Genomic DNA, 20,779 nt, shown 5'->3' on the forward strand with positions numbered 1-20,779 from the left:
ATTGTGTTGGAAAATGACTAATATCTTTATCGTTGTAATTGTTCTGGTTGTGTTCTTTTACTTTATTCAAAAGTATGTGGTGAAACACGATGACACCAAAGACCACGCTTATCAGAAGAAAGGCGCGTTAATGTCGGCGCAACAGGCGACATTCTATAATGCGCTAAAATCAGCTGTGGGCAACCATGGGGAAGTGTTTGCTAAAGTCAGCATGTCGAACGTACTTGTTCCTGCTAAGACGAACAATAAGAAGAATTGGTTTATCACCAACAACAAGATCTCACGTAGTTACTTCGACTTTGTTGTTTGCGACCCGCGAACGCTAGAGCCCCGCGTTATTATCGAACTTGATAACGGCAAAGAGCTCAATAAAGGGAAAGTCGATCGCGAAAAGCTACTAATTCACGTGTGTAAATCGGCAGGTTTACCTCTGATTGGTGCTTCAATTAAACACAGCTACCAAGTGAGCCGTTTGAAGAGGTTACTGGCAGCCCACATCGATCTAATCGAACCATCCAAAGAAGTGCGATTTTGTAAGAAGTGTGGTAGCCCAATGATCATCAAACTGGCAAGCCAAGGCGATTACAAAGGCCGACGCTTCTTCACTTGTAGCCGCCAGCCAAACTGCACCTATACCGAAAACTACAACGTTGTATTCGATGTGGATGAAGATTCTAACTAATATCTTGAGTTAAAATGCTTTATTAGAGGGGTAAGACACGAAACAGGCAGAGGTATATAGCTATTGAACTAGAGGCGAAATGTGATCTACTTCAAGCCATTGATCTGCTTTGTGTTTAAAATTTATTCTGATTGTTGTTTTTAAAAGCAAACGAACCGTTTTGTGCAAATTTATCCTTGCACGCTACCCATTCACTCGTTATTATCGATCTCGTTCTGAAGCGTTAGCCACTTAGTAAAGCGGTTAGTTAAGTTTCAAAGCATTGCCCGCTTAGCTCAGTTGGTTAGAGTACTTGCATGACATGCAAGGTGTCACTGGTTCGAGTCCAGTAGCGGGCACCACATTATACGAAAGAGCCCACCTAGTGTGGGCTTTTTTGTGCCTGTAATTCCTTGCTTTATCAGGCTCTTAGCCATTTCTTGGTCCCAAGAGATTCCATGATGTGTTGTAAAATCCACCGTTTAAAGTAATCTCTGAAGTAGTCTTTTAAGATCTAAGCAATTTCGAGGTTACTTCAGGGGGTTACGATGGCGAAAAAGGTACAGCCTTTAACGGCTACTCAAATCAAACAAGCAAAGCCTAAAGAGAAAGAATATAATTTAGGTGACGGTGATGGATTATCATTGAAGATTAAGCCTATAGGAACAAAACTATGGCGTTTTTCTTATTATCATCCCATTTCACGAAAGCGCTTGAACCTAGCCTTAGGTAAGTACCCTGAGGTCTCACTAGCCAAAGCTCGAACCAAAGCTATTGAAGCGAGAGAACTACTTGCTGATGGTATTGACCCTAAAGAGCACCGCGACACAACTCTCAGAGAAAAACAGTTAGAATTGTCGAATACGTTACAGTCGGTATTTGATGACTGGATTGAAGTGAAGAAAACAAGCGTCAAAGAGCAAACGGCTAAGAAATTAAAGCAACGCATTGAGAAATATCTCTTACCTGACCTAGGTAAGTTTCCTCTTGGTGATATAACAGCCCCTCAAGCGATCAAAACAATTAAACCCATTGCTAACCAAGGTAAGCTAGAAACAGTCGGGCGCTTGTGTCGCAACCTCAATGAGATAATGACCTTTGCAGTAAACACGGGTGTGATTGAGCACAACAAGCTCGCAGGCATTGGTAAAGCCTTTGAAACCGCCAAGTAACCAACCAAGCTTCGTTAGCCCCAGATGAGCTTCCAGAGCTCCTCAAAACAATCAACTACGCATCCATTAAACCCATCACTCGCTGCTTGCTAGAATGGCAACTTCACACCATGACAAGACCTGCTGAAACCGCCGGGGCACGTTGGAATGAAATTGACAGAGAAAAGATGCTTTGGATTATTCCTGCTGAAAGAATGAAAAAGGGGAGAGTACATACCGTCCCTTTAACAAAACAAACTTTAGATCTATTAGAAACTATTGATTTCATCACAGGTGATAGTGAATATCTTTTCCCTGCAGACAAAAGTAACAAAAATCACATCAACAAAGAGACAGCAAATAAAGCATTAGTAAGAATGGGCATGAAGGGCAGGCAAACTTCTCACGGTTTACGCGCATTAGCCAGTACCACTCTAAATGAACAGAACTTTGAACCAGACATTATTGAAGCTGCACTTTCTCATGTGGATAGGGATAAGGTAAGAAGCGCATACAACCGAACTGACTACCTTGAACGCCGTAAAGTTATCATGGCGTGGTGGAGTGATCATATCGAAGAAGCTGCTTCGGGCACTTTGTCGATGAGTGGTAAAAAGAGCCTGAAGGTTGTGGGTTAATAGGTGGTACATGTAATTTGATTTCAGCAAACTCATGTTACGGTGTAACTAGTGTCCTTCACTGAATTTAGAAGTCGGGCAGGGCATTGGCATAGGGCATGGTTTTTCTATTATGCATATAACCTAAATAATTTCAGACATATGTCATTTAAGTGAAATCCACTCACTTACAAGGTGTCAATATGCCAAACGTAACCACTCGATTAATTCGTCTTAATGAAGTACTAGTAATGACAGGCTTATCAAGGTCGGGAATGTATCGCTCTATAGAAAAACAGCAGTTTCCATCACAGGTGCCAATTGGAGATAGAGCTGTTGCCTGGGTAGAAAGTGAGGTTCAAGACTGGATTCTTGATAGGGTTGCTCACAGGTAACAAATTATGTAGCGGAGAAGGTTGTCACTTTCCGCTACATAGTAGTTTTATTGCTGCTCAATATATTATTACTTAATTTATCAATAGCTAAAAACGTGATGCCGGAGAAGGAAATTACTCGCATAGTGTTAACCAATAGCAGTTACAATAAACTATTTATAAGGTCTTCGCCGTCCTCCCAACCTTTTGGTACGTAGTCTTTCGTCCCTGTCGTTCAATGACTTTTGTAAGGTTGCATTCTTCTCCTTCAACTCTGTTATCTCTTTTTTTAGCTCCTCAATATCCAACAGTTCTTTTAATAGTGAATCAATCGCGTGCTCTTCTCGTTCCAGTTTTGGAAGAAAAAGGTTGGCCTCGAATTTCTTATTTTTGTTGTTTTTTATAAGGTTAACGGTAGCCACAAGCATTTCATTCACTACGCATGTTTTAGATACTTTCCGCCGTTTAGATAGGAAGTTGAGGCACTTTTTTGCATTGGGGGATAGTAAAAATGTTGACGTTTTTTCGCGCTTTGAATAACTACGCCATGCGCTTCTTAATAGGTTTACATTGTGCTTGTCTTCGCTACTGATATCGTTTTTACTCGTCCAATTATCGATGAAGTTTTGAGCAAAGCTTTCATCCATTCTGATGTCATTAAGTGGTGTTTTTTTTGCGATTTCTTCTATCCATATCTGTCTTTTAGCATAGTTTTTTAACCACGCTGCCATTTCTAGATCGTCTGCTTTGAACCAGCTCATTCTACTTTTTAGCGATTTTTCATTCATAAAATAATACACCTGTCATCCACTCTTAAAAGATAGTAAATGTTCCATGTAAAATTTAAAAACTTTATTTTAAACATGTTTTAAATTTGTGATTAAAGTGGTTTTAAAGCTTGTAAGGCTTTCTTATAATTGGATGTAAAATAGGGTTTATATAGTTGGATCTAATGATTGTTATTAAGGTTTTATCTGAAGTTAAGCATCTTTCTCCTGAGGGAAGGTACTTATTTTTAGCAATAATCTTCGAGCAAATTCATGAGAGATATTCGTCGGTAGATGTGTCGATTTCACGTCTCCGTGAAAGCTTTGGGGTCTCTCATAAAGTTGTTTCTGAATTGCTTGAATATTTGCAATGTCATGACCTAGGGGTCGTGACAAAGGTAAAGCATGGAAAGCACAAGTTCACTTTTGATTCAGTCTATTTAGACTCATTGAAGGCGGGTGGTTTTCTATCCGTTCATGAGGCATTTTTTGAAGTTTTTTCATCAAAAATTCAAACCGTTCTAAAAGAAAAAGAGCTTAAACTCAGGCCCTCAAACCTCCTGTTGATCGGGATATTTATCCTCCATACAAATGAATTGGGTTTTATTCAGTCATCCACTACTGGGGGGAATGAAGAACGACTATCAGAAAGTAAGATTCGACGTTTAATGGGGGGGATTAATCAAGGCCGTTTGAAATCTCAACTAGCAACACTGCGTGATATTGAATTTATCAAGAGCGTGGCTGGTGGTGGTGTGTGTCCGATCTACTTCGGCAAGTTTGGCAAGCGATATCAGGTTGATTTAGCCTTTTTCTCATTGAAAAAAAGTGAAAGGAAAGTCATATCTGATAAGGACACACTAAAAAACGTGAATGGCTTAATATATGAGACGCCTGAATGCTATCTGATCTATCAAACAGCAAAAGAGTGCTCTCTGAAATATGAATTTGATTTTGAACTTCCTTTCAAACTCTCTTTTTTGATGGGTAAAAAAATCAATCTTCATAAGAGGCTCGAAAAGACGGAATCTAAACGTATAACTAAAACAGATTTCGTTGATGAGTTTGATCTGTCACGACTAGTGCGCGCTCCCTTTTTCAGAATGAATGGACTTACTTTAGGTATTTTGGAGAAGCTAGAAATTTTGACGGCTTTGATACTGGTGAGTCATTGGCGATCACTAACCAGTGAAGGATTCGATAAGCTGGATAAGTTACTGGAGTCAGATTCCGAAGTTCAGCAAGTTGTTCTAGAAGATTCAATATTTACGCAGAAATACCTCAAAGATTCAAATGATTCAGGGTTATTGAAAGATGTGCATGCATTTTGGAAGCATAGTTTGCTCTCTCTTTCTTCAGGGCTAGCAATGTCGTTAGCAAAAGTGATTCGAGGGCATTGTGGTCAATATGCTGATTTGAAAAAGGTCAATCTCTTGATGCATGATTTTCAACACTACGTACCAAGCAAAGGGAAGTACCCTTCCTGTAATATTTCAGCGGCATATGTTGTTGATGACACCTATTACGACCTAAGTATCATTAGCTCTAAATCTCATGATAGTCAAACTCTTCGAAGAGGGCGTTTGCCTGATTCGGATTGTGATAATCGAATGATAAAAGAGCAGACCTATTATATTTTGGCGCAGATTAACAGATGAACGCTTGGTACTTAATTTCAGAGTAACTTCAAATACTGGAATTTCGAGTTTATTACCCGGAATTGATTGACCTGTAACGTTGACATCATGTGTTTTGGGTTAAACCAGAATGGAATGATTCGTCCGGAGCATGTTCAGATATCGTTATTGCGGTATGGTAATATTACGTATATACCATTCATCAACTTACCCTTACCAAACACAATTCAATAAAGATACTCACCTCATTAAATAACCACTCCCAATCATCCTATACCAGAGACATTCACCCCAAAGGTATAATGATGAAAAAACTTAAAACAACGACAAATGATACATTCAATGGATTGCCAATCTTAAAGCTAAAAGGTGGTTTAGTTCTTAGCTACCTTGATAAGCTGTATGACACGATTGATAAAGCCGTCACACAACACCCTCGTACGACAGCCATTAGAGTAGACCTACGTTTAGCTAAGTCTTTATTGTTCGATGACACTGGAGTCATCAAGAACTTTATTGCTTCGCTGGATGCTCAGATTCAAGCTGACCTCAGTCGAAAAAAAAGGAGAGGTCAGACTGCTCGTAGTTGTAAGGTTCGATATGCTTGGTGTAAAGAAAGAAGCACGTCATTGAGTCACCATTACCACCTTGTCTTGTTATTGAACAAAGACGTGTACCATTCTCTTGGAAGGTTTGATCAAACAGGCAATTTATCAGACATGATAAAGAAGGCGTGGTGTCGAGCGTTAGATATCAAAGCCAATGAAGGTGATAGCTTAGTCCACTTCCCAGACAACCCTACCTATTGGTTAGATAAAAACTCAGATAAATTCGACCAACAGGTGGATAGCCTGTTTAAACGAGCCAGCTATTTAGCTAAGGTCGAGACCAAGCACTACGGCGATAGATCACGAAGTTTTGGGTGCTCTCGAACCTAAAAAAAGAGGGCAGAACATGCCCTCATTAATCCTTCTAAATAATTAGTTTTGAGTGACGGTTTGCATCTTAATAGCCGTTATTGAACTCACTTCTTTTTCCACTGTAGTACCAGCGTCAAAGTTGATGTAGTACTCGGTAAACGTTCCACTTGGATATTGATAGAACATCAGTTCATTATCGCTTACGACAGCCATTCGTTCATTGGCGTCGAGTTTAGTACCACTAGACGCATCGATTGTCGTTGTAGTGGGTTGGTTAAGTTCAGCCTTATTGACATCAAAACGCATGAAACTAGGTAATGCACTATTATCATCGGCACTTGAGTACATGCAGTACAGTGAGGTTTGGCCTGCATTGGCTACGTGGCCACTATGCGCTTTAGAGGGTTCGAGTTGTGTAATGGTTTTGGTTGTATCATCGAACTGATACACAGAGCAATCTGAATGCATTTTATAATCACCACGGACCACACTCATGGAGGACGGCCTGTATCCATTGGTGGTCCATAGAGCATCGGTTTGGTCTAAGGTAGCGCCATTCAATGTAAGCTCGATCAGTGCATCATCGGAATCTCGAATTGCATAGAGTTTATCTGCGTATAGAAATGGAACAGACAACAGTGACGTATCGTAACTAAAGTTGTGCTCTGTACCGTCTTGCTCTACCCACGTTAAGCTATCACCACTCCAAGGAACGGTGACAATATCACCTGTTGATAGAATGACGTTGTTTCTGAAGTAATCATCAAAGACTTTAGAAATGGTAAACGTACCATCAACAAGCTCTGCTTTATGCAGGCTGAGTTCATCACTGTGCCTTAAGTAAATACGTGTGCTGTCTCCGTTGTGGGAAAAGCGTGTATTGGTGACCCAAGCCTCATGTTCAGCTTCCACCTTCTTATAGATAGGAACACCGCTCTCGACCAATGGATAAAGATCACCGGTATTCTTGTCCTGTATGAGGGTGTAATTGCCTTCATACACCACGTCATCCACGGTGACAGTGACATTGCTCATGTTGATTGCGGAGTAGGTGGTATTTAGGTCGACGATCATATCGATAGTCGGAGTCACAACGCTCTCAGCATCATCGCCTTCAAAGCTAATCGAGCTTACCTCACCGTTTTCTGGGTTCTCATAAACGTAAGCACTTTGCCCGTCGTCTAAAGGCGTATTGAGCGTTGCTGCTCTAGAATATGCTCGATAGCCAGTTAAATCGTGAGCGCGAGGCTTAAAGGTCTGAAAACCATCATTAACAACACTCATGCTTGATATAGAGCGCGTTTGGTCGGCTGGTGGAGACGTTGGAGTATTACTATTGGACCCCCCTCCGCACGCTGTCAGAGCGAAAGCGATAGAGCTGACAAGAGTTGTCTTCAATAACATAGTATTTTTCATAATCCTTCCTTGTGTGGTTAGTTGAACATGTTGGTCTTGTTCTTGAATGTTGAGTTTTATTTAGAGGTAATGGCCTCAGATAGTAAAAATCCTTCAGGGTAGGTGAACTCGAACGTACTGACGTAGATGTCTTGAATTTGGTTGAGTGGGGCTGAGCAAATACGCTTTTTGAATTGGTAGATCAATTGAAGGCAATCATTCTCTAATACCAACCCAAGTGGACAAACGTATTGAAGCACTTGTTCGTTACGTAGATGGAGCCGAGCTTCGCGTTGGTGATAGATGGATAGACAAAGTTTGTCAAAAAGAGCCTCGTTATAATCATCTTTGTTACCAAGCCGTTTATGCCGAACATGAGTACGTGAGGTTTGGCGATGATTCGCTGATAGTAAGGGGGCAAAACAGTCCTTAACACTTGAACGATAACTTTCAGGAAGCATCGATCTTAAGCTCTCAAAAGCGAGTTCAATAAGTAGAGACTCGCTAGGGCCAATAGCATATTGAGAATGAGCTCGTCGATGGTAGCTATAAGGGAGGCTTCTATCGTCTTTTTCCACATCTAGATAAGTCGTCAAGATGTTCAAGCAGCGTTGTACAGTGCGTTTCGAGCGTTCAATGCCTGTATTTGTTAGTCGTTGATGAACTTCGTTCGCCGTGATCTTTCGTTGAGTAGGGATGAGAGAGTAAACTTCAAATACCAACTCAATATGTTCGATGCGTTGCTTGTTGGGTTTAGAGGGCATGGGACCACCAAAATTGAAACGTGATCAATCGCCTCAACACTTTTGAGTGATGAGTTTAAGAATCAAGTTGATTAGGGATCGGCTGGTGGCCACACAGCCTGATGCAATTACTTTTTGTAGTTAATGGCGAGTTTGTCTGCGAAAGGGTATTTAGCTATTTCATAGTCTGGGTTTCTTGTGGCTAAATTATGCGCCGATATTGCGGCGGCTGAAGCTAGGCCAAAAATGACTGCAGGACCGGAAGCCAAGGTGGCAGCCATCGTTGTAGAGCGACCTGCTGTGTATATTCGACAAGATAGATTTTGAGCCTCTATAAGCCGTTCAATCTTTTTCACCGTCTGAGAGAAGTTTTTTACCCGAGTTAAGGTGAACGACTCTTTTCGTTGGATTAAAGCGATGAGCTCTTCATCATTGGTATGATGCAGTACATTACTTGTGGTCATTGTGAATCCTTAGTTGGGTGTCTATGAACCATCACTGATGGCATTAGGATAAGGATGGGTGAGACAAATAACGTCTCACTCAAATGGCGGATAATGATTATGTGAAATGGGCTGTATATTTGAATGTAAATGACCTCGGGAAAGGCCATTATTTATCCTTTGCTGCTTCTAGAATTTCACTCAGTAGATAACCTCGGTTCATCAATTCAATAGTGGCTAAGAGTCGTTTCAGGTGGGTGGAAGAAAGGCGTTGAACGAATTCAAACAGTTCGTGATCTGAGCTTTGCTCTACCTCCTTTTTAAAGTGCTGATACTGTTCATTAAGGTAATGACAACTCGCGAGAGCGACTCTGATGAGCGCTTTTGTGAGCTGCTCTTTTAATGGGGAGATATTGTGCATGATTGTTATCACTTATCGGTAATGTCGTGATAAGTCGTGGGATGGGAGTCTATGATGAAAAGTCATTCAGGCCTTGCTACATATAGGGTTAGCTCTCTCCGAAGCACGACTTTTGATGGCTGTAGTGGTCCGGTGCCTTTGTATCGTGACATAGATCCGGACGGGTTGTTCTCTCATTACGAAGTGATAGATATAGAGTCAAACGCTTCCATATCGATGTAGTTTAAGAAGTTATCCTGCCAAAGCTCGAACATCTCTACAGCGGAATAGTTGCCCTTGATTGGGCTCCATCCCCCGAACTCTGTAAAGAACGCTTGGTCTCGAAAATCAAAGTCTAGACATCGTGCCAATTCTGGATACACATTCCCAACGTAAGCAAAATCAGTGATGTATTCGACATTCCATAGACCACTGGAGATCTGTGTCATCGCGATTTCAACAGGGTGAAATCCACCAGCTTCTGAGCTGTATGAACTATCTCGAAAGTTGAACGTCAGGTAAGTACTTTGGGCTATTGACTCACACTGGGTTAATTGTTGTTGAAAATGGTTGTTTAACAGTGCGTGAAGTTTGTCTGACACGGGTAAACTTGATGGGTGAAAGAGCAGAGTAGACATATTGATGCCTCCTTGAATTTAGATGAAAGAGTGTGGTGATTGGTTAGCCTTAGCGGACTTGAGTGAGTTGTATGTCATCGAAGACATGCTGAGTTAAATGCTCATGGAAAGCGCACATCCAGGCTTGGAACACTTTTGTTGTGATTGGGTGGCTCAGGCTCGCTGCCCCCGCATCTGGTTGATAGCACCAGTGATTAAGTAGGTGGAAATAGAGATACACATCGAGCGAGTCGGTGGCTTGGTCTTGATAAGTAAAATTGGCCACGAAAACCAAATTCCAATCAGAGCGTGAATTCTCCCGCTTTAACTGAATCTCTACAGGGGCGACCCCTTCCTTTGTTTTGTAGTAGCTTGTATTTCGGCAGTTGAGTGCAATGCGTGTCGTGTCTTTAGGGATCGAGTAGCGAGCGATGGTTTGTTCTAACTGCTGGTGGAGTTTGCTATTGAGGGTGAGGTCACCATAGTGTTTCTCAATCATAACCAGCCCCTCTCTGCAAACGATGTGCATTGTTCTCCGACAACAATATGATCCAGAACTCGAACATCAATGAGCGCTAAAGCATCTTGCAATCTCGTCGTGATGCGCCTGTCTGCTTGTGATGGCGCAGAGTCGCCTGATGGATGGTTATGAGCAAAGATAACTGCTGCCGCATTGGCCTTCAGAGCAGTCTTGACTACCTCTCGTGGATAGACGCTTGCCGCATCAATCGTCCCTTGAAACAACTCCTCAAACTCAATTAATCGGTGTTGGTTATCTAGCAACATGACGGCAAACACTTCGCGTTCACTGCCGCCTATCTTAAATCGCAAGTAGTCTCGGGTAGCTTGTGGATTGGTAAATACATCTCCTCGTACATAACGATCTTCTAATATCTCAGCGGCTTTTTCTAGAACGCGATGTTCATGCTCTTGCTGTGAGAGTAGTGGTGGTGAAAGTGTTCTCATTTTGGTTCTCCTTTAATCAGGCTTTAGGTCATTCACTTTAATGACATATACCTCAAAAAGGTTTGAATCAGAGTAAGCCGAGCCAGCCTCATTTTTTTTAACACTATCTCCTTATCCCATGAGGACCACAGACATAGGAGAACGTCCCATGAGATTTTTAAAGCTAAAAGAAGTGATTGAGAAAACCGCATTAAGCCGTTCGGCGATATACAGAAAAATGGACGAGGGTGATTTTCCTGTATCGGTAAGCTTGGGAGATAGGGCGGTCGCTTGGGTAGAAGAAGAGGTGAATAACTGGATGGAAATGCGCTTGGCTGAAAGACCAAGCCATTAAGACACTGCACCAATTAAGGCATTACCAAAATGGTAGGCCAAAACTCGAACAAAGGAGCAAGACCATGAATGAAGAAAACTGTGCAATCTATATCGGTATCGCAACATCAAAAGGAAACGCATCAAAGCTACAGGGTGGGATTGGTATCAGTGTTTATAACTACGATGGGCAGTTAGTTGACAAAAATAATCTATTAGTCGGTGAGATTGCCGATAGTGCTGAGTTAGAGCTTATCGCATTGATAGAAGCTATAGCTTATGCCAGAGATGGAGACTGCCTGTATTCGAGTAGTGAATATTGTGTGAAAGGGTTCAATGAATGGTTAGATAACTGGAAAGCAAAGGGGTGGCGAAAATCTGATAAGAAGCCAGTAGCTAACCGTCATTTATGGCAACAGGTCGATATGCATCGAGCGAGCAAGTTTGTGGAAGTAAGGCGAGCGCATAAGGTCGGGGATTATGAACAGATGGGGAGAGCGGGGGATATGGCTAGGGAGGTGCTTTGAACTGGCTTTATTCTCCGAGATCTTAATCACAGTTATTAACACTTATCAAAGACTTAATCGTCATATTCAAACGACCTATATATTATCGAGTCAGATTGATATATAGGTCGGTTTATGTCGGGAAATACTTCTTATTACAACGAAAACGCGGTTCAGCTTTCAAACCAATATGATTCTTTGGAATTTGAAAATGTCCACCGTGCGTGGCGCATGTATTGGCCTTGTGGTGCTATAAGGGTACTTGATATTGGTGCTGGCTCAGGCCGAGATACGAGGTGGTTTGTTGAACAAGGCTGCTCAGTGGTCGCCGTTGAACCAGCAAACGAACTTCGCCAGTTAGGGATCTTAAACTCCTCGACTCAAGTTCAGTGGTTAGACGACGCTCTGCCTGCTTTAAGCAAAGTCAGAAAACTGTGTATTCAGTACGATTTGATTTTACTTTCAGCGGTATGGATGCATTTAAATTTGTCGGTTCGAAAAAAGTCGATCGATGTGTTGTCTGAACTGCTTTCCGAGAATGGAAAACTAGTGATCACATTGCGTCATGGCGGCTTTAATGATGGCCGCAGTGCTTACCGTGTTTCAGTCGAACAATTAGAAAGGTTAAGTGAAGCTGTAGGGCTGACAGTCTGTCACGTTGCTGAAGACACTGATTCATTGAAGAGAAAAGAGATATCTTGGCAAACCGTAGTGTTAGAACATGCAAGATCTAACAAAAGCAAGGGTCGATAATGGCATTAGAGTATTACTTAGATCGTTTTCAAAACCTGAAAATGAACAATGCTGGTGGCAAAAAAAGTCCTCATAAAGTCTGTATGTTGCTGGCTGTTATGGATCTAATTCAAGCAGGGCATATTTCGACCAATAAGATCTGCCTTAACCAAGCCCTTAAAGAACGTTTTACACATCACTTTGATAACCTAGCTCAGGGGGCTGACAAAAATACCCCAGAAAACCCTTTCTTCCATTTGAGAAGTGAAGGCTTTTGGCACCTTTTCTTCAATGACGGTTATGACAATACGTCAACCAGTCGTTATTCAGTAAAGGCGGTCTCCCACGCATATATTGACGATGAGCTGTTTAGCTACATGAAAAGCTATATCGTTTCTAACGAACTAAAGGATGCTTTAGTTTCTAATCTATCTGATCTAGCGACGTTATATCATCAGTGGTTGATTGATATTGGTAAATCTGAAAAAACCGCGAAGAACTACCTTGGAGCCATAAGAGGCTCGATATCTAATTGGTTGATGGATGTTGGTGAGTTAGAAGCACCGCTTACTGATATCAATTCGTATCGTGAGTTTGTTGGTTATGAAGAAAAAGCGAGAAAGTTGGAACAGTTTCAAATTTGTGACTCTAGGGGTAAGGGGATGTACAGCGCCGCTTTGTCTCATTACCACAAGTTTTTAGCTGACCTATCTCAAGTCGATGTTAATGCAGACATCAAACAAGTGATGACTGACAAAACTTTGTCCGAAACTGAAAAGACTATTTTGGTTAATACAAGAGTAGGGCAGGGACACTTTAGATCAAAACTGATTCAGATGTGGGGTGGTTGCGCCATTACAGGGTATCGAAATACACAGCTGTTATTGGCTTCACACATTAAACCCTGGCGAGATTCTAGTAATGAAGAGCGATTAGATAAATTTAATGGTTTGCTGCTTCTTGCCAACCTAGATAAAGCGTTTGATCTCGGTTTTATCTCCTTTGATGATAACGGAAAGGTACTTATTTCAAGCTACTTGGAGTCTCCGGATATGATCGGTTTAAAGGAAGATATGGCATTTAGAATCATGCCGGATCACAGACCATACCTTCGTTATCATCGAGGCGAGTTATTTAAAGGACGCTAATTGAATTCTTGCTCAATACCTTCAGAGGGCTCTGGGTAAAAGTCAGAGCTCTATTCCCTTCAATACCGATGTAGATCACTATAGTTCATACTTTGTCATGTAAACTACAGTTGCATATAACGTTATCATTCCAACTTTGCGATTGTATTTTTAATGACGAAACTTCTCCTCAAAACCAACTTTTTGGCACACCTTCTTGGCAAGCGACAACAGGTAAACGTTAACGAAGACGGTATTACCATCTTCAAAGACAATATAAAAACGTTGTACCAGTGGGATACGATAGGTGCTCCTCCAGTAGCCAAATTAGGCTTTTCAGGTGGCGTTTTGTCGTTTGAAACAAATGACGTCGGTTTGTCCGTTCCGATGTTGAGCTACCTATTTGCACATCGACACAAACACACTTTCTTTCCTTTTTGGGCCAACAGTAACGCTCAGAAACTGATTCCATTTTTGGACCAAGTGGAAAATGCCTCTGCCGCAAGTTTTATTAGAACGTCTGAAACTCAAAGCTTTCAAACCATCGCAAATAAAGAAGCGAAAAGGTGGAAGGGATGGCGGTCAGCTTTAGGGTTAAGCGAACTAGCCCAACAGGTCGCTCACACACTCGATGTAATTTGTGCCTGGAAGCCGTCAGATATTGAGAATATGCGCGATGCCTATGTTAAAAATCAGCTAACAGAATACGGAATGTTTTTCGACAACGTCGAATCTAATCCGTTAACAGAGAAGCAGCGAATCGCTTGTATTACGGATAACGACAACAATCTGCTTTTAGCCGGGGCGGGTACCGGTAAAACCAGTGTTATGGTTGGTAGAACTGGGTATCTGATTAATAGTGATCAAGCGACTGCAAATGATATCTTGCTACTGGCTTACGGGCGTATTGCAGCTAAGGAAATGGACGAGCGCATCAAAGACAAACTGGGTTTTGATGACGTGAGAGCCAGCACCTTCCATAGCTTAGGTATGAAAATTATCGCCGAAGTCGAAGGTTCAAAACCAAACCTATCCCTATTTGAAGACGACATTAAAGCTAAATCAAAATGGATGAACGATAACCTAGAGCAACTCATGCTGGATGATGGCTACCGTGAGTCTTTACTTGAGTACTTCAGCTCGTATTACTTTGTTGATAAGAACCCTTTTGAGTTTCAAAGTGAAGGTGAGTATCTACAGTACTTAACTGACAATGACATTCGTTCGTTGAAAGGCGACCAGGTAAAGAGTTACGGTGAGGTTGTCATTGCCAACTGGTTATTTAGAAACGGAATTAATTATGAGTATGAGGCGAGCTATCGATTTGACGTAAGTACAGATCAATATCGTCAATATCACCCAGACTTTTATTTACCAGACCACGACATTTACATTGAATACTACGGTACTGATGAGCACGGTAATACAGCCCCGTGGATTGATAAAGTTCGCTATCAAGAGTCGATTGAATGGAAACGCCAAACGCACAAGCAATACCAGACAGGCTATGTTGAGGTGTTCTACCACCAGCATAAAGTTGGAAAGCTTCTTCAGGAGCTTGAAAATAAATTGTTGGAGCGTGAAGTCGAATTTAACCCCATCCCGCCACAGGACTTACTTAATAACCTGCGCCAGTTAGGTCAAGTAACAGAATTGGCTAAATTGTTTAGTGCTTTGGTGGATATGTACAAAGCAGCTTGTCTTGATGATGTTGCGATAGATAATGTCATTAGAAATTCAATCGATCCTAAGCAAACAGAGAAAGCATTAGAGCTGTTGTATCCACTATATAATCGGTATGAGCTGTTTCTTCGTGAAAAGCAGTGGATAGATTTCAATGACATGATCAGTAAAGCATTGATGTACGTCCAAACCGGACAGTTTATTTCATCCTGGAAATTCATCTTAGTAGATGAGTTTCAAGACATCTCAGAGCCCAGAGCTAGGCTTGTCAAAGCGTTGCGTGATTCACTGCCTGGTACGTCACTGTTTTGCGTTGGGGATGATTGGCAGGCTATTTATCGCTTTAGTGGCGCGGACGTTAAGCTTACTACTAATTTTGTTGAGTATTTCGGTGCGACTTCGGAAACAAAATTGGATTTAACGTTTCGTTTTAACAGTGCGATTGGAGATGTAGCAACGCAATTTGTCACCAGAAACCCAGTACAAATCAAAAAAGACATTCAGTCCTTGATTAAGGTTAATAAGCCTGCTGTATCGATACTCAGACAAGGCAGAAATGAACAAGGTGTATCTCCCCTAGAAAAAGCGCTAAATGCTGTTTTGGCTTGCGTTCATACCTCAGGTAAACCAGCGCAGAATAAGGTGTATCTCCTAGCCAGGTTTTGGCATCAAATGCCTGATTACCAGCAGCTTCAAGAAATTAATAGACAGTACCCATCATTACAAATTACTTGTCAGTCATTCCATGCCTCTAAGGGCAAAGAATCCGACTATGTCATCATTATGGGATTAACAACGGGTAAGCACGGCTTCCCGTCTCAAAAAGTAACTCCTCCACTGGTGGACGCGCTATTGCCTAAAGGTGATGATTACGAGTTTGCTGAAGAGAGACGTCTTTTTTATGTCGCTTTAACCAGAGCAAAACATAGAGCGTACCTATTAGCTGATATGACTGATGTCAGTGATTTTGTTGTCGAACTCATAAAGAACAAATATTTCGTAGATACCGATGAATTTGATGCATCGTTTGTACAGAAACTGTTTGAACAAATTTCCTGTAACAGTTGCAAGACCGGCGTTTTGAAAGAGCGCGTTAGTCGCTACGGTAAGTTCTTATCTTGTTCGTTCTATCCTCGTTGTAAACACAAAGAAACGCCTTGTAGCCACTGTGGCAGCCCGATGAGCAGTATAACTAAGCCCGGCTTTCAGGAATGCATCAACGAAGAGTGTGGCGACATTCGCCCTCTATGTAAGCGTTGTGGAAGTGAGATGAAGCTAAGAAATGGTAAGTACGGTCAGTTCTGGAGTTGTTCGACATATAGAAAAAATGCAGATAAAAATTGTGGATATACACTTAACTGTACCGTTAATGAACTTTGATTGGGGCTAGCACATGAAAGTTGGCAAACTTGTACAACTACTTCTACCTAAAGTTATCGAGTACTGTGAGCAAAATGATCACACGGAGTTCGAAAGGCTTTGTGATGCTGGTTATTCTAAACGAACATTTAATATCAACTTTCCATTTTTGGTTGAAAAGGGGTCCCTTCCATCAGAAAGCTCAAAACGTTACTGGACAAACATATACTTAGTACGCGGAAAAACAGTACGTGCTTGTAGCCAGTGGTATGAAAAAGACGCAGTTTGGTTTGTGGAGTACCTTCAACGAATTGGCATTGACTATGACGAATCTCAGCTTGAGGGTTTGTTATTAGACGCGAAGATAACGTCTAAACAAAGAACCTCTGTTCGAAGTCGTAAAGCAAACAGCCGATACCGTGGAAATGCGATAGGCAATGCTCAGAACTTACTGGTAAGAAACGTCCTTAGCAACTTGGGCTCAGAGCAGTTTTCAGAAGAAGATTGGTTAGAAACTAAAGCCTACTTTAATCATAAATGTGCTTATTGTGGTGAGGCGAAGGAATTAGTCATTGAGCATGCCATCCCAATCAATAAGGTCTATTTAGGGGAGCATAAACTTGGCAATCTGGTTCCAAGTTGCAAAGAGTGTAACAGTTCTAAAGCGAGTAAAGACTTTCGAGAGTTTCTTGACGGTAGTGACGATAAAATTGCAGTTATTGAGTCTTATATGGACAAACAGAACTATGTGCCACTAGAGAACAATGAACAAGTTCAGATGATCCTTGAAATGGCCTATAGGGAAGTAGGGGCCGTAGCTGAACGTTATATTACGATTATCAATGAGCTGTTTGTACATGAAGACGATAACGATGAGCAGCATCTATAATAAATAGCGATTTAAACCAATAACGACTCGAGGAGTTCGATGATGCCATTACAAAATAGAGTAAGCCCAAGTGGTGAACTACTGGCTGATAATGCTCGAGGTTCGTGGCTGGGCAATAGAGGGATTCTTCATAATGAAAAGAAAGAAATTATACGTCCTTGGAAGCACAAAAATTGGGTGCTTTGTGAGTTAAATTTCAAAGAGCGTAAGCGTGAGGTTTTTAGCCAAAATAGTTACTCCGAACTGTTTTTTCTTGATGAGGCTACCGCATTGTCGGCAGGACATAGACCTTGCGCTTCGTGCAGAAGACAAAGGTTTGATGAGTTTAAACAAGCATGGGGTGCGGCTCAGCTAAGCGAATTGAAAGTCGATGAAATAGATAAAGTTCTTCATCAAGATAGAGCGATAAGAGGTGGTAAAAAGGTTACCTATAACGAGAAGCTTGAGAATTTACCTAATGGGGTGTTTGTAGAACTAGAAGGTAAGCCTTGGCTCATATGGCGAAATGAACTACATGAGTGGCATCCTGATGGATATAGAGCCCGAGCAGATATATACGGTGATTTGAATGTTACGGTTCTAACGCCAAAATGTATGGTTGAAATCATCGTTGCAGGGTTTATCCCACAGGTTGACGAATCCGTGATGGCTTAGCTTACTTCAGTGGTACGTGACGATGATTAACGGGCGCCCACACAGCAAGTTCTCTTTATGTGCGGATAAGCAGTCTCTCGCCAAGATATACTGTGATTAGAATATTAGGTACGGTCTCAGCTCCTCAAAGTTCCCTAAGATGATCTGTTGTCCTTTGGGGTTCGAATTCAACATATTAATATCGATGTTATAAGCATCCAGAACATAGCGAACTAGTGCTGCGTTCGTCGGTATTGCCAGGGTGCCTTTTTCCATACCGTAGTCGTGTGCAATCACTTTGGCCTGGGCTTCGGTTAATCTTGAGTCGGGGATTAACTTAATAGAGAGATGAGTGTTCCAAAGCTCATCTTGTTCTTTCCCTTTTATTTTTTTTGTCTCAAGAGCTGGAACACCTCGAATTCGGCTCAGCACGAAATCTCGATAGTCTTCTGAGTGTTCGCAATAAGCTCGAACATGCCAGCGTAATGGTGTACAAACGAGTGTATGTGGAGAGATGATCCGTTCTACTTCTTCACCATTCTTCAATGATGTGTAGCTTAAATCGACACGTTTCTTCTCTCTGATTGCTTGGACTAATGGTCGTAAAATTTCGGGTGTAATGTTGCGTGTCACTGGGCGAACCATCGTCGTATTTTCAAAGCCCATATCAAGTTCATTGAAAGTCACAGTCATATCTTCACTTCGAGATAGGATGTGTAAGTATTCATCAGCATGACCGCTCGTTAGCTTTGGAATAAAGCTATCACTGGGTTTGTAGCCTTTTAACTGCTTATCGTAGACAAGGTTGTCAGGCGCAATTTCTACCAGGTAAGTATTGATATCTTTCGACGCTTGCTGTCTACCAATACCGAAGCTTTTAATCAAATGGTTGGTTGTTAGCCGACCTTCCCACAGCGCAATGACCTCTATCATTCTGTATCGAAACAAAAGGTCCCATCTTATTGGCCATTTACTCATTATCTAATCCCTGTCTAGTTATGCGACGTGTATGTGTAATCAGTATTTACGTGTAGCGAATAACGTCATATTATTTTTTGGTTAGTATTACGTCAAGGGTAGTTGAGGAGAAAACCATGAGTGAAATTCACATCACAAGAGCGGTATATCAAGACACCAAAGAGTCGGTATCAATTGAGGACGTCGATCGTGGTCTTCAAGCCAATGTTGTATGCGCTTGCTGTGGAGCTAAATTAGTTGCGAATAAGGGACAAAAGAAAGCTTGGCACTTTTCTCACTATTTTGACGAAGCATGTGTTTTGGCGTACGAGACGCAACTTCATTTAACTGCTAAAGAGTATTTTGCAAAAGCCGGAAAGATACCTATACCGCTTGATACGGGATGGATTACCCCAGATGCTTGCGCAGAACTACAAGTCTCTGATGTGAAAATTGAAGTCTATATGGATGGGAGAAGGCCGGATTTAGTGGCGACGGTCGGAAGCGAACAGTATTGGATTGAGATAGCCAATAAGCACAAATGCGATGACGATAAAGTTTGGTATTGCCGAAGTCATGATAAGAATGTCATTGAGATAGATGTCTCTGAGTGTGGTTATTTAGACCAGTTCGACTCTTTAGAGCATTGTTTAGTGCGAACACAGTCGCTCAATGCTTGTAATGATTACCTTGATGAAATAGCAAAAAGTACAGCGCATAAACACGAAAAAGTTAGAAAACAAATTGAAGTCTTGAAGCGTTCAGAAAAGAAACTTGAAGAGCAAGAAATAAAGCAAGACAAAGTAGAGAAAACGTTAGAAGAGCGTATCGAAATACATCAGAAAAAGTATGAAGATCGCTTAGAGAAAATGAAACTTCGCAAAGATGCTCAGGATGAGATTCTAGCTGAATTGGAGAAAGCGATAAACTTTCATCAAACCCTATTAGATTCAGTTCAGGCGCGACATGCCCAGATTGAACATGAGATAGAAGAGAAGGTTACATCGAGCCTTAAGCTGCTTGATGAGCAAAACCAAGCCGTGCTTCTCAAGTTAAAAAGGGAGTTACAACGAGAATGGAATCTGAAGTTGAGAAAAAAGAGAGAGGAGTTTGAACAACAACTTGCGGATGAATTTAATCGACGATTTCAAAGTGAAATCGTGGCGATGGAAGAAAGACAACGAGCACATCAAAAACTAGCTCAAGAGTTAAAGGTTTTGGAACATGAAAAGTTTTTTCTGTGTGATGAGATTGAGTCTTTAGGTTTACGTAAGAAAGAAGCTTTGGAGCAACAAGGGCATGAGTTGCGAGAATCATTTGCTCCACTTCTTGAACAAAGAAATATTTTGACTGGTGAAGTTACCGAATTGACAAAGCAGGTAAAAGAAAAATTGATAGAAGCTGATCTTGTCGATACTTATGCTAACAACCTTGTTGAGGTGAGAGATTTCTGTCTAGCTCGTTCTGACTACCGACAAACGATCAATCAACGAATGAATAAGCTCAAGTCGATAGATCGCCAATGTAAGGAATTAGCGTTGGATTGTGAGCAGAAATTCGAACGATTAGATGTAATGGTAAAACTCTCAAACGAATTCGTTAAAGCATTTAAGAGTACCTTCGATTCACTACAAAAGAAGGAGCTTTTAAGTGAGCTACCGGAGGTCTTAGTTAATCGAGTATATAAGCACTCCATTATGCTATCAAGAAATGCTCAAGAAGAGCTTGATGATTTTGAACGTATAGAAGCTTAATCATTTCGAAAATATGGAGGGCGAACTGGACCCAAAGTGGTCATTAATAAAGCGTTAGATTGCATAATGGAATGGAGATCATTGCCGATTCCCCAATTTTCCCATATTCTCTCAACATCAGTTCTTATTAATAAAA

The 20,779-nt window shown here is 41.4% G+C and carries 21 protein-coding genes, 1 tRNA gene and 1 pseudogene; 14 read left to right on the plus strand and 9 right to left on the minus strand.

The window, feature by feature from the left end:
* The first annotated feature begins 13 nt into the window (after positions 1–13).
* From AB4323_RS10770 to AB4323_RS10785, 4 genes and pseudogenes are all read left to right on the plus strand, one after another.
* Positions 14–682 carry a DUF2726 domain-containing protein gene (locus AB4323_RS10770; protein ID WP_372152437.1) on the plus strand — a complete coding sequence of 223 codons (669 nt, stop codon included), beginning with the start codon at positions 14–16 and terminating at the stop codon, positions 680–682.
* A 264-nt stretch (positions 683–946) separates the two neighbouring features.
* Positions 947–1,023 (plus strand) — tRNA-Val (locus AB4323_RS10775).
* 186 nt (positions 1,024–1,209) lie between these two features.
* Positions 1,210–2,450: pseudogene (locus AB4323_RS10780) on the plus strand (integrase domain-containing protein).
* Between the two features lie 182 nt (positions 2,451–2,632).
* Positions 2,633–2,824: an AlpA family transcriptional regulator gene (locus tag AB4323_RS10785; protein WP_004734946.1), complete on the plus strand. Its 192-nt coding sequence runs from the start codon at positions 2,633–2,635 to the stop codon at positions 2,822–2,824.
* 152 nt (positions 2,825–2,976) lie between these two features.
* Here AB4323_RS10785 and AB4323_RS10790 read toward each other — a convergent pair whose 3' ends face one another.
* Positions 2,977–3,591: a hypothetical protein gene (locus tag AB4323_RS10790; RefSeq protein WP_004734947.1), complete on the minus strand. Its 615-nt coding sequence runs from the start codon at positions 3,589–3,591 to the stop codon at positions 2,977–2,979.
* A 164-nt stretch (positions 3,592–3,755) separates the two neighbouring features.
* Between AB4323_RS10790 and AB4323_RS10795 the strand changes: the two genes are divergently transcribed.
* Both AB4323_RS10795 and AB4323_RS10800 read left to right on the plus strand, forming a co-directional pair.
* A complete protein-coding gene (locus AB4323_RS10795; RefSeq protein ID WP_004734948.1) occupies positions 3,756–5,228 on the plus strand; it encodes a hypothetical protein in 1,473 nt (490 codons plus the stop codon).
* Between the two features lie 281 nt (positions 5,229–5,509).
* A complete protein-coding gene (locus tag AB4323_RS10800) occupies positions 5,510–6,145 on the plus strand; it encodes an inovirus Gp2 family protein (protein ID WP_372152441.1) in 636 nt (211 codons plus the stop codon).
* A 42-nt stretch (positions 6,146–6,187) separates the two neighbouring features.
* Here the strand turns inward: AB4323_RS10800 and AB4323_RS10805 are convergent, their stop codons facing one another.
* The 7 genes from AB4323_RS10805 to radC form a co-directional block, all read right to left on the minus strand.
* Positions 6,188–7,543, minus strand: coding sequence for a hypothetical protein (locus tag AB4323_RS10805; RefSeq protein ID WP_372152444.1), 1,356 nt, complete (start codon positions 7,541–7,543; stop codon positions 6,188–6,190).
* Positions 7,544–7,599: 56 nt separating this feature from the next.
* Positions 7,600–8,286 (minus strand): hypothetical protein, encoded by a 687-nt coding sequence (locus AB4323_RS10810; RefSeq protein ID WP_004734951.1) that lies wholly within the window; start codon positions 8,284–8,286, stop codon positions 7,600–7,602.
* Positions 8,287–8,393: 107 nt separating this feature from the next.
* Positions 8,394–8,729: a hypothetical protein gene (locus tag AB4323_RS10815; protein ID WP_371995725.1), complete on the minus strand. Its 336-nt coding sequence runs from the start codon at positions 8,727–8,729 to the stop codon at positions 8,394–8,396.
* A gap of 148 nt (positions 8,730–8,877) precedes the next feature.
* Positions 8,878–9,129, minus strand: coding sequence for a hypothetical protein (locus tag AB4323_RS10820; RefSeq protein WP_004734953.1), 252 nt, complete (start codon positions 9,127–9,129; stop codon positions 8,878–8,880).
* Positions 9,130–9,305: 176 nt separating this feature from the next.
* Positions 9,306–9,746 (minus strand): DUF2787 domain-containing protein, encoded by a 441-nt coding sequence (locus tag AB4323_RS10825; RefSeq protein ID WP_004734954.1) that lies wholly within the window; start codon positions 9,744–9,746, stop codon positions 9,306–9,308.
* A 49-nt stretch (positions 9,747–9,795) separates the two neighbouring features.
* Entirely contained in the window at positions 9,796–10,224 is a 429-nt protein-coding gene (locus tag AB4323_RS10830; RefSeq protein WP_004734955.1) for a DUF2787 domain-containing protein, read from the minus strand.
* On the minus strand, positions 10,221–10,691 hold the full coding sequence (radC, locus tag AB4323_RS10835) for a DNA repair protein RadC (RefSeq protein ID WP_004734956.1): 471 nt from the start codon (positions 10,689–10,691) through the stop codon (positions 10,221–10,223). The genes AB4323_RS10830 and radC overlap by 4 nt, the downstream gene beginning before the upstream one ends.
* Positions 10,692–10,809: 118 nt before the next feature.
* Here radC and AB4323_RS10840 point away from each other — a divergent pair, with 118 nt between their 5' ends.
* From AB4323_RS10840 to AB4323_RS10870, 7 genes are all read left to right on the plus strand, one after another.
* Positions 10,810–11,025 carry an AlpA family transcriptional regulator gene (locus tag AB4323_RS10840; RefSeq protein ID WP_019350943.1) on the plus strand — a complete coding sequence of 72 codons (216 nt, stop codon included), beginning with the start codon at positions 10,810–10,812 and terminating at the stop codon, positions 11,023–11,025.
* Between the two features lie 64 nt (positions 11,026–11,089).
* Positions 11,090–11,530 carry an RNase H family protein gene (locus AB4323_RS10845; RefSeq protein WP_004734958.1) on the plus strand — a complete coding sequence of 147 codons (441 nt, stop codon included), beginning with the start codon at positions 11,090–11,092 and terminating at the stop codon, positions 11,528–11,530.
* A gap of 114 nt (positions 11,531–11,644) precedes the next feature.
* Positions 11,645–12,262: a bifunctional 2-polyprenyl-6-hydroxyphenol methylase/3-demethylubiquinol 3-O-methyltransferase UbiG gene (locus tag AB4323_RS10850; protein ID WP_004734959.1), complete on the plus strand. Its 618-nt coding sequence runs from the start codon at positions 11,645–11,647 to the stop codon at positions 12,260–12,262.
* The gene (locus tag AB4323_RS10855; RefSeq protein WP_004734960.1) at positions 12,262–13,389 is read left to right on the plus strand and encodes an HNH endonuclease; all 1,128 of its coding nucleotides are present in this window, start codon (positions 12,262–12,264) and stop codon (positions 13,387–13,389) included. The genes AB4323_RS10850 and AB4323_RS10855 overlap by 1 nt, the downstream gene beginning before the upstream one ends.
* A 153-nt stretch (positions 13,390–13,542) precedes the next feature.
* The gene (locus AB4323_RS10860) at positions 13,543–16,431 is read left to right on the plus strand and encodes a UvrD-helicase domain-containing protein (RefSeq protein ID WP_371995724.1); all 2,889 of its coding nucleotides are present in this window, start codon (positions 13,543–13,545) and stop codon (positions 16,429–16,431) included.
* 13 nt (positions 16,432–16,444) lie between these two features.
* A complete protein-coding gene (locus AB4323_RS10865; RefSeq protein WP_371995723.1) occupies positions 16,445–17,299 on the plus strand; it encodes an HNH endonuclease in 855 nt (284 codons plus the stop codon).
* Positions 17,300–17,338: 39 nt separating this feature from the next.
* On the plus strand, positions 17,339–17,953 hold the full coding sequence (locus AB4323_RS10870) for a hypothetical protein (RefSeq protein WP_371995722.1): 615 nt from the start codon (positions 17,339–17,341) through the stop codon (positions 17,951–17,953).
* Between the two features lie 96 nt (positions 17,954–18,049).
* Here AB4323_RS10870 and AB4323_RS10875 read toward each other — a convergent pair whose 3' ends face one another.
* Complete coding sequence (locus AB4323_RS10875; protein ID WP_055318683.1) at positions 18,050–18,910, minus strand: YafY family protein; 861 nt, start codon at positions 18,908–18,910, stop codon at positions 18,050–18,052.
* A 116-nt stretch (positions 18,911–19,026) separates the two neighbouring features.
* Here AB4323_RS10875 and AB4323_RS10880 point away from each other — a divergent pair, with 116 nt between their 5' ends.
* Positions 19,027–20,643: a competence protein CoiA family protein gene (locus tag AB4323_RS10880; protein ID WP_372152449.1), complete on the plus strand. Its 1,617-nt coding sequence runs from the start codon at positions 19,027–19,029 to the stop codon at positions 20,641–20,643.
* Positions 20,644–20,779 lie beyond the last annotated feature (136 nt).

Source organism: Vibrio sp. 10N.261.52.C11 (assembly GCF_041471405.1).
Lineage (GTDB): Bacteria > Pseudomonadota > Gammaproteobacteria > Enterobacterales > Vibrionaceae > Vibrio > Vibrio crassostreae_C.

Bases quoted from the DNA above. Each gene is read 5' to 3' on its own strand.
- AB4323_RS10845 (WP_004734958.1), top strand. From the start codon at position 11,090: ATGAATGAAGAAAACTGTGCAATCTATATCGGTATCGCAACATCAAAA.
- AB4323_RS10815 (WP_371995725.1), bottom strand. From the start codon at position 8,729: ATGACCACAAGTAATGTACTGCATCATACCAATGATGAAGAGCTCATC.
- AB4323_RS10825 (WP_004734954.1), bottom strand. From the start codon at position 9,746: ATGTCTACTCTGCTCTTTCACCCATCAAGTTTACCCGTGTCAGACAAA.
- AB4323_RS10795 (WP_004734948.1), top strand. From the start codon at position 3,756: ATGATTGTTATTAAGGTTTTATCTGAAGTTAAGCATCTTTCTCCTGAG.
- radC (WP_004734956.1), bottom strand. From the start codon at position 10,691: ATGAGAACACTTTCACCACCACTACTCTCACAGCAAGAGCATGAACAT.
- AB4323_RS10870 (WP_371995722.1), top strand. From the start codon at position 17,339: ATGATGCCATTACAAAATAGAGTAAGCCCAAGTGGTGAACTACTGGCT.
- AB4323_RS10880 (WP_372152449.1), top strand. From the start codon at position 19,027: ATGAGTGAAATTCACATCACAAGAGCGGTATATCAAGACACCAAAGAG.
- AB4323_RS10810 (WP_004734951.1), bottom strand. From the start codon at position 8,286: ATGCCCTCTAAACCCAACAAGCAACGCATCGAACATATTGAGTTGGTA.
- AB4323_RS10790 (WP_004734947.1), bottom strand. From the start codon at position 3,591: ATGAATGAAAAATCGCTAAAAAGTAGAATGAGCTGGTTCAAAGCAGAC.
- AB4323_RS10770 (WP_372152437.1), top strand. From the start codon at position 14: ATGACTAATATCTTTATCGTTGTAATTGTTCTGGTTGTGTTCTTTTAC.
- AB4323_RS10820 (WP_004734953.1), bottom strand. From the start codon at position 9,129: ATGCACAATATCTCCCCATTAAAAGAGCAGCTCACAAAAGCGCTCATC.
- AB4323_RS10855 (WP_004734960.1), top strand. From the start codon at position 12,262: ATGGCATTAGAGTATTACTTAGATCGTTTTCAAAACCTGAAAATGAAC.
- AB4323_RS10840 (WP_019350943.1), top strand. From the start codon at position 10,810: ATGAGGACCACAGACATAGGAGAACGTCCCATGAGATTTTTAAAGCTA.
- AB4323_RS10805 (WP_372152444.1), bottom strand. From the start codon at position 7,543: ATGAAAAATACTATGTTATTGAAGACAACTCTTGTCAGCTCTATCGCT.
- AB4323_RS10850 (WP_004734959.1), top strand. From the start codon at position 11,645: ATGTCGGGAAATACTTCTTATTACAACGAAAACGCGGTTCAGCTTTCA.
- AB4323_RS10865 (WP_371995723.1), top strand. From the start codon at position 16,445: ATGAAAGTTGGCAAACTTGTACAACTACTTCTACCTAAAGTTATCGAG.
- AB4323_RS10830 (WP_004734955.1), bottom strand. From the start codon at position 10,224: ATGATTGAGAAACACTATGGTGACCTCACCCTCAATAGCAAACTCCAC.
- AB4323_RS10785 (WP_004734946.1), top strand. From the start codon at position 2,633: ATGCCAAACGTAACCACTCGATTAATTCGTCTTAATGAAGTACTAGTA.
- AB4323_RS10860 (WP_371995724.1), top strand. From the start codon at position 13,543: ATGACGAAACTTCTCCTCAAAACCAACTTTTTGGCACACCTTCTTGGC.
- AB4323_RS10875 (WP_055318683.1), bottom strand. From the start codon at position 18,910: ATGAGTAAATGGCCAATAAGATGGGACCTTTTGTTTCGATACAGAATG.
- AB4323_RS10800 (WP_372152441.1), top strand. From the start codon at position 5,510: ATGATGAAAAAACTTAAAACAACGACAAATGATACATTCAATGGATTG.